Below are 11553 nucleotides of genomic sequence, written 5' to 3' on the forward strand. Positions count from 1 at the left end.
ATTAATTATTTTCATATTATAAAAAGATTTTTTAAACCATTGCGGCTAACGACCAAGGCTTGACGACGTTTCGCGAGTGCGCAAGCACTTGGCAAGAGCCTTGCTCTGCAAGGCGAGTGACAAAGCGAAATGTGCCGAAGGCCGAGCGAGAGTTGCGTAAGCAATCTCGAAGCGAAGCGTCAGAGCCGATAGTTAGGCGTCGTTTTTAAGATTTAGATAAACTAATTCATTTCGATAATTATGAAAATCATTTAAAAAACGCCCATCAAAGTAACTTTTCCATAAGTTTTCATGATCTTCTATAATCTCGATCTTAGATGTATCTATGAGTAATATTCTAAACGGATCCCTAATCCTTCGAAATGATTCTCGAAATATAACAATAGCTAATAAAACCCGACCAGACTTTACTTCTATTAATTCATCATAAAGATATGTATAATTGAGAGCTAATTCATTGGGATTTGCTCTTTTCAGAAATCCTTTATCAGTTACCTTATACAATCGCACATTAAGGCAGTCTAGAAATCTTATAGTTAAAGGAAATTCGGCTTCCCTCATATTAATTGAATTTTCTTCGGCGATCTTATCGGCTTTCTCAGACAATCCCTTATCTTTCATTAAAACCACCATATTGGAATTTAAATTTGATATTAACTTGAAAGACGAATCATGCAATTTAGCAATATAATTTGAAAATCTGCCTAAACTTCCTCGCGCATCCGACAATCGTCGATTATAGGAATCTATTTCAGAATTGTTTACTTCTTGATCTGTAAAAATGTCAATCAATGTCGGGCAAAGTGAAGCTAAATTATTTGTAGTTATCATTATCTATGTAAATGAAATTCTTTAAAAATGACGCCTAACGACCAAGGCTTGACGACGTTTTGCGAGTGCGAAGCACTTGGCGCGAGACTTGCTTTGCAAGGCGAGTGACAAAGCGAAATGTGCCGGAGGCCAAGCGAGGGTTGCAAAGCAATCCCGAAGCGCAGCGTCAGAGCCGATAGTTAGGCGATGTAAACCTTGAACTTTAGGTAAAAATTAAGCCACGGATGGCGTTTTAACTTTCTTAGCTAAATTATTTTTAACTGTATATTTCTTAATCTTAGATAATTGGTTATGAATCTTTCTTTCAGCCTCTAAAAGATCATAATCATTTTGTAATCCTAACCAAAATTGAGGAGGAAGATCAAAGTATTTGCCTAATTTTAAAGCATAATTAGCTGAAATGCTTCGTTTGCCATGCATGATTTCACTTAGCCGAGATTGAGGAATTCCGGTATCCTTATAAAGTTGATACGCACTTAAACCCAAAGGTTTAAGGAATTCTTCATTTAAGATATCTCCAGGATGAGGGTTTTTAATCAATTTTTTCATAAACAAACTCAAGCAATCTAATTAATGATAATCAACAATCTCAACATCGTAGGCATCTTGCTCATGCCATCGAAAACATATTCTCCATTGATCATTTATTCTTATGCTATACTGCCCTTTTCTATTCCCTGAAAGTAACTCTAATTTATTGCCTGGCGGTGATTTTAGATTTTCAACACTTTGAGAGTTGTTGATCATCCTCAATTTCCTAAGAGCTATTTCCGAAATCTGATTTGGAATCGATTTAACAAATACACCTTTCCAGACTTTTTCTGTATCTTTATTCTCGAAACTTTTGATCAATTTACTAATACTTACATATATTGTAAGTATTGTCAATACAAATAATTAATAAAGGTTTCCCTACTCCCCCGGACAAGGATGTCCGGGATGTATTAAAATAATTCACAAGGTTTATGGCGCCTAACGACCAAGGCTTGACGACGTTTCGCGAGTGCGCAAGCACTTGGCATGAGGCTTGCCTTGCAAGACGAATGACAAAGCGAAATGTGGCGTAGCCCGAGCAAGAGTTGCGTAAGCAATCTCGAAGCGACGCGTCAGAGCCGAAAGTTAGGCGACGGTAGCTTATTTAACAAATATAGTTTTGACCAATATGTATAGAAGGATGAACAAAGGAGCTCCTATCGTAACGCCAACCAACCACTGCGCTGTTAACTTAACAGGACTCTCGATTTCCCTTAGTATTGGATTAATTTCCGAATATGCTTTTAAGAATTGATAAAGCTGTTTTATATCGCTTTCAAATAGATCTCCAACAAAACGAATACTTTCATTCCTTTGAAGATATAATTTCAGTATTGATTTTGAAGACTCACTCATACCTCCAAAATAGAACTTTTCTATCTCATTCAATTTGACAAACTTAGTTATTCCGGAAATTTCAGATAATTGAATTGAATCATTATCTGAAGATACAACCCATTTCTTCCTATCAGTTAATCTAAAAAATGCGTAGGAAATCAAAAAGAGACTTAAGAAAAAAGAAACAGCTAGTAGAATTCCATTTGCTCTTCCTACAAATAAGATAAATGAAATTATCAGTAAAATTATTCCTGAACTTAAGCTAAATGTGTGCTTAATATCATTTCCGGAATACGCTATTACTTTTGAATATTTTTGCATACTTTTCAGTGAAACTCTTGTCTTTGAATAAATATTTTTGAGAACGATAAATTGATAGCTACTGTCGCCTAACGACCAAGGGTTATCGACGTTGGCGTATCTGAGTCTCCGAAGGAGACGTTAGAGTCAGGCACGATCTTTTGCAATAGCAAAAGGCGTGACTGGAGCCAATGTGGCGAAGCCCAAGCGAGAGGGTCGCGAAAGCGATCCCCGAAGCGCAGCGATAAGCCGACAGTTAAGCGACGTGACTGCACGGACAACAATAGTGTCCCAACCTATCCTCTAATTACAGTAAAATTCAATACTGATAGATTGCTGACGTAAGTAATTTTCCATCCGTTTCAATCGCACATCCTAATTTACTCTTAGTGAAATTGTTAGAGCATTAAAGCGGTTACCCGCAAGGCAATATCGCAGGCCAACACTCCACTAGTGCGATGAAACGGATGCTCATAGAGAAAAATATCAGTAGTCTTAAAATGGATTTGTAAAATATCCAAGCTTAAAAATAAAAAAAGAAAATTTTGCAGTCATGTGCGCTTAACGACCAAGGCTTGACGACGTTTCGCGAGTGCGTAAGCACTTGGCACGAGACTTGCCCCGCAAGGCGAGTGACAAAGCGAAATGTGCCGAAGGCCAAGCGAGAGTCGCGCAGCGATCTCGAAGCGATGCGTCAGAGCCGACAGTTATGCGTAGTTCCGACTTGTTTATCTGCCATCTATGAATTTTAAGACAATTCCCACTGCTTTTCTATCCCAAGCACCTAAATTACTAAAAGTCGGAATACCTAATTCGTTGAGTTTATCCGAGATGAATTGATTAGTACTATTATACAAATGCTGTTTCTTTATGAAATCAGCTACATTCTTAAAATAAGAAACTTTTCTATCATCATTAACTTTTTTACGACGAGAATCCCATAATAGACTGTCATCACAAATCTTAATTGGTTTTTTTCTTTTAACTCTCTTATCTAATTCAGTATTCTTTAAAATGACATCGAGCAATCTCGGATCACTATATTTGATTAGTTTATGATTTTGCATTGTTTTAGCAATGTGGCAATCCCAGCACAAAAGCTGTAAATTTTCGATATCATTTGAAGATCCTTTGATATGATCAACTTCCCGGCCTAACTTTCCACATATTGCACAGCGGTTCTTGGCTAATTTTAATACTTTTACTCTGATAGATTCAGGGATTTTTCTGTCTTTAGTAGAATATCCGCCAGATACAACAGAAACTCTTTTTACTTCGATAGCAACAGCAATGTGCGGATCCTTATCTTTACCCTCTACAATAACTTTTCTATGATAACGAACGTATTTCGCTTCTTCCTGACAAAGTTCTGAACAAAAGATTTTATATAGTCTTTCCCAAGGAATATCTTTATCGCAGTTTATGCATTTAAAACTGGGAACTTTGAAATTGCCTTTAACCTTCTTTATAGTCAAATTATCAGATTCAAAAGTCATTTAAGTCGGAATTACGCATAACGACCAAGGTGTTCCGACGTTTGCGATGGCACGAGTTTGCGCATGCAAACGAAGTGACTGAAGCAAATGTGGCGAAGCCCGAGCGAGTGAGTCGCGCAAGCGATCTCCGAGCGCAGCGGAAGCACCGATAGTTATACGCCGTGATAGCTTTTACGCAGCTTATTCCTTACATTCAGATGCGTTAGAATCTCTATCTCTCAGTGCATCATTCAAACAAAAGCCTATATCTGCTTCCTTATTTAGAATAGCTATAGGATATGTAATATCATTCGCTTGTAAAAAGACGACTACTTTGCATGATACAATGCTGTTTTCGTCGCTTCCTTCAAAACCTACCAAAACAATCTTCATATCCTTCTTTACGCAGTCTTTTACTACTCTGCTTCCAAAAAAAGGACCTGATTTGATAAATCTATCTGCAAAATCTTGGTTTCGCTTTCTCAATTCATCAATCGCCATTTTTTCGACAACTTTCTTATCAAATGCTAACTCAATTATCTCAGGGAAATTTTTAGATAAATGATGGTCAAAAGTCCAACCTATATGGTCATCAAATTTGACTTTAGCCCATCTTCCAATTTTGCTATCTAAATTCTCAGTACCCCCCTTTTTAACATGCAGTAATTGAATTTTTGCCTGAAAAGGAATCATTGTAATCAGTTGAGATGCTGAATTCGGATCTTCTCTTAATGCCAATCCATTCTTCGAAGAATTATAGTAAATTGTAATAGTTGTCTTTTCTTCATTAGCACACGAGCTTATTTGATAAAAGGAAAGGATTAAGATTATTATATGATTAGTGAAAAATTTCATTCAATATTAACTTTAGATTATATCATGGCGTATAACGACCAAGGCTTGACGACGTTTCGCGAGTGCGTCAGCACTTGGCGCGAGACTTGCTCTGCAAGGCGAGTGACAAAGCGAAATGTGCCGGAGGCCAAGCGAGAGTTGCGAAGCAATCTCGAAGCGAAGCGTCAGAGCCGATAGTTAGACGTAGTGACTTCATTTAACAGGAGTTTGATAGAACTTTTCAATATATTTTCGAAAGTCCCAAGATGCTAAATGATAAGGAGTCAATCGTTCTTTATTATAGAGCCTAATATTTGCTCCATATTTAACCAATAATTTAAATTTCTCAAGCCTTTCACTGTAAGAAAGGTTATCTGTTACCAGATAATGTAATGGAGTATTTCCACTACTATTGATTGCATTCACATCTGCGCCAGATTCTATTAATAATAGCAACGTTGAAATCTTCGATCGAGCAGCGTTATGCAACGGAGTGTTTTTATAATCATCTACAGCATTCACATTTAATCCCGTTTTTAATAGATATGAAATAACTTCGTTTTGATATCCATACGTTGCGCTGTGTAGAATGGTTTCTCCAGAATCATTAATAGCAAAAGGATCTGCGCCTTCTTGAATAGAAATCTTCACAGTATTAAGAGAATAATTTCCTACTATATAATGAAGAGGAGTATTCCCATAATTATTCTTGGCATTTAAGTCCAAATCTAAAGTCAGAAGATATTTTAAAAGTTCTAAACGCTCTTTTTCATCTGGTGGAAAATGATACTTATCGCAAAATTTCATTGAGGAGGATATTATATTATATCTTATAGGTAAGGCAAACAAATGGAATAACGAATTTCCATCCTTATCTTTACTATCTGATTTCACGCCTGAATTGACTAAATTTTTTACCTCATTAACGCACCCTTCCCGAACAGCAGAAAAGAGTCTTTCTTCCTGACTCATTGTTTCTGGAGAAACTTTCGAAATATCAATAATGAAAATTAGTAAGACTAGTAGTTTCTTCATTTAAATATTTGAGTATGAGTCATTACGTCTAACGACCAAGGTGCTCCGACGTTTGCGATGGCACGAGTTTGCTTATGCAAACGAAGTGACGGAAGCAAATGTGGCGAAGCCCAAGCGAGCGGGTCACAAAGTGAACCCCGAGCGGCGCGGAGGCACCGATAGTTAGGCAGCAGTATCGCTCCTAACACATTGCACCCAAGCCCTACTCTGAAAAATCAACTAATAGAGTAAAAGCCAAATTACTGACTAATTCACCTTTCAGAATATAAAGTAGCGAACCCTTTTCGCAGGATCCGACGGAAAATATATCCAAGTAGTTCTGATAAATTCAAACATTCCTTAGAGTCTTTCAGTTTACAATATAAGGCACGGAAAGGGTAAAAAGCGACCTAACCTAAAATCAAATTCCTCTCTTGTTTTAGGATATGATTTACGATTACTAAATTCAAAAATACAAAATCGCGATATTGCGCCTAACGACCGAGGCTTGACGACGTTTCGCGAGTCCGTAAGGACTTGGCACGAGACTTGCCCTGCAAGACGAGTGACAAAGCGAAATGTGGCGTAGCCCGAGCGAGAGTGCGTAGCATCTCGAAGCGAAGCGTCAGAGCCGATAGTTAGGCGTAGTGCTTAGATGCTTAATCAGTGATTCCGGACAGATTAAGATTACCTAATGTGCAAGTAAATTTACTAAATTTATCTGCAAGAACATGATCTCGTGAAAATAGCATTATTTGAGCATGATAATTATAAATGCTAATGATACTGTTCTTCGATCGTATATTTCCTATCCGCTGAACATCAGAGCTTACAAAAGCAGATTCTTTATCGTCCTTATTCGCAAGTAAAGAGGTCATCTTAGCACTATCATAACTTGAAAAAAATTCGATTTTCGGAAGATCTTCTTTTTCTAGATTTTTAAGATTTTCTATGCCATGCAAATGATAATCAAACCAATCAAAAGTTTTTTCATCTATCAGAAAACGATCTAAAGAATCTTTTGAAAGTATTCTAGCGCAGTTTATAATTGCCGTTCCATAATAGTTTTCATCTATTTTGTAAATATCATCATAGGTTATAGAGAATCGAAAATTTACTTTTCCCAAAAATAGCCTTAAATTTTTATTTCTACCTTGAGAATTATATCTTTTGATATTTAATTGAAGGTAGATTGAAAAGATTAAGCTTTGAATAGGATTTTCAAATATTTGAAAGCCACCATCTCCGGTATCGATAAAATTTTCCTTAAAGTTCTCTTCATTTTTATATTCGGGAAAGAAGAATGATTCGCTTTCGATGATGTTTCTGCAAGTTAACCAATATACAGATCGGAATAGAATTGGAACTACAACCTGTTTTTCCGTAGAATACTGACTATATCCAACGATATCCATTCCTAGAACCGACTTTCTTTGAATAGAATTTGAGAGGACCTTTAATACTTTTTCTTCAATTTTCTGCGGAACAAGATCATCTGAAAGATCAATCGAATCGATCTCGTTATATATTTCCTTTGAATTTATGGATTCCATTTTATTTCCTAAGCATTACGCCTAACGACCAAGGCTTGACGACGTTTCGCGAGTCTGTAAGGACTTGGCATGAGGCTTGCCTTGCAAGACGAATGACAAAGCGAAATGTGGCGTAAGCCCGAGCAAGAGTTGCGTAAGCAATCTCGAAGCGAAGCGTCAGAGCCGATAGTTAGGCGACGGATGCGTTCTTAAACCTTTCACTCTACATTAAAAATAGATTTATCAAGTCAATTTTTTTCTTGCTCAAAAAGTTCGATCTTCATCTTTATAAGAATGCAACAAGGCTTATTTCAAATAATCTCAAAAAGTTTAATTATTATCTTATCCCTTTCTCATATTTCATGTGAGAAAACACTAACTACTATCCCATCAGAACTTGAAGGTTTCTGGATATGGGGAGATAAGGAGAAGAAGATTGTTGAAATAATTCATATTGATAAGAACCCGCTACTTATGGGAAATTTTCATTGCAACCAAATGGAAGATACAATTGATCGTTCATTGGCAGTAAAATGGAATCCAATTATAAACGATAAAGTTGTTCAAGATGGAAACGATATTTTCATTATAAATAATAGAATTAAGGCCATACTTTCTAAGAAGAGTTTTGATAAATTATATTACAATAATTTGATTTTTTCAAAAACGACTAAGCCAAATATAGACGCCGCAAAATTCGGATGTTTGAGAAATCCTATACTTGAATATAATCCTATTGAAGAACCGGAAAGAGTTTCCTCATTTGTATGGTGCAAAACATCCGTTTATGAAAAAAATTCTTTTGATTCAAAGATTGTATATGAGTTCCCCAACAACAAAGATTCTCATTTTAAAGTTCTAAAGACTTTGGTAGATCGAAGAGTTCCTTATATTTTAATTGAGTTTACCAATGAATCAAATGCAAAAAAGAATGTCGGATATATTTCTCCGAATGATAAATGCCTTCTTTTGCAATCTATTGAATCTTACTAAAATATTTACGCATCTGTCGCCTAACGACCAAGGTGTTCCGACGTTTGCGATGGCACGAGTTTGCGCATGCAAACGAAGTGACAGAAGCAAATGTGGCGAAGCCCGAGCGAGTGAGTCGCGTTAGCGATCTCCGAGCGGAGCGGAAGCACCGATAGTTAGGCGCAGTATCGCTCCTAACACGATGCACCCAAGCCCTACTCTACAAAATCCTCAAATAGAATAAAAGTCAATTAGTGAATAATTCACTTTCAGAATATAAAGTAGCGAACCCTTTTCGCAGGATCCAACGGAAGATATATCAGGTAGTTCTGATGGATTCAAACATTCTGTAGAACCTTTCAGTTTACGATATAAGGCAAGAAAAGGGTGAAAAGCGGTCTGACCTAAAATCAAATTCCATAATTGTTTTAGGAAAGGATTTACGCTTACTAAATTCAAAAATACAAAATCGCGATATTGCGCCTAACGACCAAGGCTTGACGACGTTGGCGAACCTGAGCCTCGAAGAGGCGTTAGGGACAGGCACGATCTTTTGCTATGCAAAAGACGTGACTGAAGCCAATGTGCCGAAGGCCAAGCGAGAGTTGCGTAGCAAGCTCGAAGCGAAGCGTCAGAGCCGATAGTTAGGCGCAGTATCGCTCCTAACACGATGCACCCAAGCCCTACTCTATGAAATCCTCAAATAGAATAAAAGCAAATTAGTGACTAATTTACTTTCAAAATATAAAGTAGCGAGCCCTTTTCGCAGGATCTAGCGGAAGATACATCCAAGTCGTTCTGATAGATTCAAACATTCTGTAGAACCTTTCAGTTTACTATATAAGGTAAGAAAAGGGTGAAAAGCGGTCTGACCTAAAATCAAATTTCACTATTGTTTTAGGAAAGGATTTACACTTACTAAATTCAAAAATACAAAATCGCGATATTGCGCCTAACGACCAAGGTGTTCCGACGTTTGCGATGGCACGAGTTTGCTTTGCAAACGAAGTGACTGAAGCAAATGTGGCGTAGCCCGAGCGAGTGAGTCGCGCAAGCGAACTCCGAGCGGAGCGGAAGCACCGATAGTTAGGCAGCAGTATCGCTCCTAACACACTGCACCCAAGCCCTACTCTGTAAAATCATCTAATAGAGTAAAAGTCAATTACTGACTAATTCTCTTTTCAGAATATAAAGTAGCGAACCCTTTTCGCAGGATCCGACGGAAGATATATCCAAGTAGTTCTGAGAAATTCATAACATTCCTTAGAGCCTTTCAGTTTATGATATAAGGCAAGGAAAGGGTGAAAAGCGGTCTAACCTAAAATCAAATTTCACTCTTGTTTTAGGAGAGGATTTACGATTACTAAATTCAAAAAAAGAAAATCGCGATATTGCGCCTAACGACCAAGGCTTGACGACGTTTCGCGAGTCCGCAAGGACTTGGCGCGAGACTTGCCACCGCAAGGCGAGTGACAAAGCGAAATGTGGCGTAGCCCGAGCAAGAGTTGCGCAGCAATCTCGAAGCGATGCGTCAGAGCCGATAGTTAAGCGCCGTTGCCATATCGCTAAGGTTGTCTGTATCTATACCTAATAATTTCATATAATTCTTCTATTGAAGTCGATTTTGCAATCTGAGAAAAATCATCATTAGAAAGTACATTCAATTTATATCGATTCTTTGCAGTCACGGTGGCTCCTCCAATCACAATCTGCTTATGGACAAAATACGGCTCACTTTTAGGATCTAAGCCATCGCCAGTAATTCGGATATATTTAATGTCTGGAAAAAAGTCATGAACCTCAATAATTAAATCTTTAGCTATTTCAAGAGGAATAGATTTTCCTAACCAGATGCTTTGTCCTTCTTCGTAAGTATAAATCTTTTCCTCTCCGCTCACCCCTTTAAAAACTTCAAACAAATATCCTTTTTCCTGCATGCGGTCGGTAAATTTTAAAACATTTGCGAAATTCGCTATAATATACTTATAATTATTTTTTCTTTGAGTATTACGTTGATCAATAGCGATTTTCTTAATTTCGGATAAAGAATCTTTTAACTCAGAAGTTTCATTCCACAATAACTCAAACTGTTCAGAGCGAGTCACTTCAATACTTTGACTCCTATTTTCGATTTCGTTGTATCTAAAGACTTTTATATAATTTTCTTCATTTTGATAATCAGACGGTGCGTATAGGACTCTATTATTAAAATTAAGTGTGAAAAAAAATGAAATCAGTAAAATAGAAGGAAAAACAATCAAAAACCAGATAAAGATATTCTGGTTTTGTTCTTTTAAGAACGGTAAAACAATTGTGCCGCTTACTTCTGCTATTCCTGCAAAAATTGCGATTATAGTTAAAGGATTCCTAACGGGCGATATCTTTTCGATCATTTTAATCTCCTTTTTCACTTTAGAAATTTCGTTTAAGCAATGGCGCTTAACGACCAAGGCTTGACGACGTTTCGCGAGTCCGTAAGGACTTGGCACGAGCCTTGCCTCTGCAAGACGAGTGACAAAGCGAAATGTGGCGTAAGCCCGAGCGAGAGTTGCGAAGCAATCTCGAAGCGAAGCGTCAGAGCCGATAGTTATGCGATGGTGACCAAACTATTAAAGCTTATTAAGCCTAAATTAAAATCTAAATACATTGGTTTTTAAATTAATAAATTAGAATTAAGAACCAGAAGAAAAAAGGAAATAATGAGAGAAAGCCCAATATTACAGTTATCATTGACCGAATAAACTGCGGCATTTTTACATAGTTCAATGCTTTAGTTTTTTCACCCTCTAAATCTATCTTAAATAAACAATACATCGCGATGAACAAGCAAAGAAATAGGAAAATACTTTTGAATAAAGTAATAGAGCTATTTATGGCCCTTTTTCCAAATCCAGAATCTATGATTTCAAAACTTAGCCAAGAAAGAGGAATGTAAAATAGGCTTATAATTATAGAAGCTATGAAAAATTTCGTTCTTTTCGATATTTTCATTTAAATAAATTTTGATTGGTCACTTTCGCATAACGACCAAGGCTTGACGACGTTTCGCGAGTGCGAAAGCACTTGGCGCGAGGCTTGCTCTGCAAGGCGAGTGACAAAGCGAAATGTGCCGAAGGCCAAGCGAGAGTTGCGAAGCAAACTCGAAGCGCAGCGTCAGAGCCGATAGTTAGCCGCAGTGGTTTTACTTAGTTTCTTTGCACTTTGTATCGGAATATAAACCCGCT

The 11553-nt window shown here is 37.2% G+C and carries 10 protein-coding genes; 1 reads left to right on the forward strand and 9 read right to left on the reverse strand.

Going from position 1 to position 11553, the window contains the following annotated elements:
- Window positions 1–192 precede the first annotated feature (192 nt).
- The 8 genes from EHO65_RS16785 to EHO65_RS16820 form a co-directional block, all read right to left on the reverse strand.
- Window positions 193–831, reverse strand: a complete 639-nt coding sequence (locus tag EHO65_RS16785; protein WP_135775707.1) for a hypothetical protein — start codon at window positions 829–831, stop codon at window positions 193–195.
- Window positions 832–1044: 213 nt separating this feature from the next.
- Window positions 1045–1380, reverse strand: coding sequence for a HigA family addiction module antitoxin (locus tag EHO65_RS16790; RefSeq protein WP_135775708.1), 336 nt, complete (start codon window positions 1378–1380; stop codon window positions 1045–1047).
- A gap of 21 nt (window positions 1381–1401) precedes the next feature.
- Window positions 1402–1719, reverse strand: coding sequence for a type II toxin-antitoxin system RelE/ParE family toxin (locus tag EHO65_RS16795; RefSeq protein ID WP_341867382.1), 318 nt, complete (start codon window positions 1717–1719; stop codon window positions 1402–1404).
- A 246-nt stretch (window positions 1720–1965) separates the two neighbouring features.
- Complete coding sequence (locus EHO65_RS16800) at window positions 1966–2523, reverse strand: hypothetical protein (protein ID WP_135775709.1); 558 nt, start codon at window positions 2521–2523, stop codon at window positions 1966–1968.
- 707 nt (window positions 2524–3230) lie between these two features.
- Window positions 3231–3998: an HNH endonuclease gene (locus tag EHO65_RS16805; RefSeq protein ID WP_135775710.1), complete on the reverse strand. Its 768-nt coding sequence runs from the start codon at window positions 3996–3998 to the stop codon at window positions 3231–3233.
- 180 nt (window positions 3999–4178) lie between these two features.
- A complete protein-coding gene (locus EHO65_RS16810) occupies window positions 4179–4715 on the reverse strand; it encodes an SH3 domain-containing protein (protein ID WP_167482053.1) in 537 nt (178 codons plus the stop codon).
- Between the two features lie 309 nt (window positions 4716–5024).
- Window positions 5025–5846: an ankyrin repeat domain-containing protein gene (locus EHO65_RS16815; protein ID WP_135775712.1), complete on the reverse strand. Its 822-nt coding sequence runs from the start codon at window positions 5844–5846 to the stop codon at window positions 5025–5027.
- 638 nt (window positions 5847–6484) lie between these two features.
- The gene (locus tag EHO65_RS16820) at window positions 6485–7378 is read right to left on the reverse strand and encodes a hypothetical protein (RefSeq protein WP_135775713.1); all 894 of its coding nucleotides are present in this window, start codon (window positions 7376–7378) and stop codon (window positions 6485–6487) included.
- Between the two features lie 273 nt (window positions 7379–7651).
- Here EHO65_RS16820 and EHO65_RS16825 point away from each other — a divergent pair, with 273 nt between their 5' ends.
- On the forward strand, window positions 7652–8350 hold the full coding sequence (locus EHO65_RS16825; RefSeq protein WP_135775714.1) for a hypothetical protein: 699 nt from the start codon (window positions 7652–7654) through the stop codon (window positions 8348–8350).
- 1544 nt (window positions 8351–9894) lie between these two features.
- On the opposite strand, the gene EHO65_RS16835 is transcribed toward EHO65_RS16825, so the two are convergent.
- Window positions 9895–10722, reverse strand: coding sequence for a hypothetical protein (locus tag EHO65_RS16835; RefSeq protein ID WP_135775716.1), 828 nt, complete (start codon window positions 10720–10722; stop codon window positions 9895–9897).
- Between the last annotated feature and the right edge of the window lie 831 nt (window positions 10723–11553).

It is taken from the genome of Leptospira andrefontaineae (genome assembly GCF_004770105.1).
GTDB lineage: Bacteria > Spirochaetota > Leptospiria > Leptospirales > Leptospiraceae > Leptospira_B > Leptospira_B andrefontaineae.

Excerpts from the sequence above, each read along its gene's own strand:
- EHO65_RS16785 (WP_135775707.1), bottom strand. The coding sequence starts at position 831 with ATGATAACTACAAATAATTTAGCTTCACTTTGCCCGACATTGATTGAC.
- EHO65_RS16790 (WP_135775708.1), bottom strand. The coding sequence starts at position 1,380 with ATGAAAAAATTGATTAAAAACCCTCATCCTGGAGATATCTTAAATGAA.
- EHO65_RS16800 (WP_135775709.1), bottom strand. The coding sequence starts at position 2,523 with ATGCAAAAATATTCAAAAGTAATAGCGTATTCCGGAAATGATATTAAG.
- EHO65_RS16805 (WP_135775710.1), bottom strand. The coding sequence starts at position 3,998 with ATGACTTTTGAATCTGATAATTTGACTATAAAGAAGGTTAAAGGCAAT.
- EHO65_RS16815 (WP_135775712.1), bottom strand. The coding sequence starts at position 5,846 with ATGAAGAAACTACTAGTCTTACTAATTTTCATTATTGATATTTCGAAA.
- EHO65_RS16820 (WP_135775713.1), bottom strand. The coding sequence starts at position 7,378 with ATGGAATCCATAAATTCAAAGGAAATATATAACGAGATCGATTCGATT.
- EHO65_RS16825 (WP_135775714.1), top strand. The coding sequence starts at position 7,652 with ATGCAACAAGGCTTATTTCAAATAATCTCAAAAAGTTTAATTATTATC.
- EHO65_RS16835 (WP_135775716.1), bottom strand. The coding sequence starts at position 10,722 with ATGATCGAAAAGATATCGCCCGTTAGGAATCCTTTAACTATAATCGCA.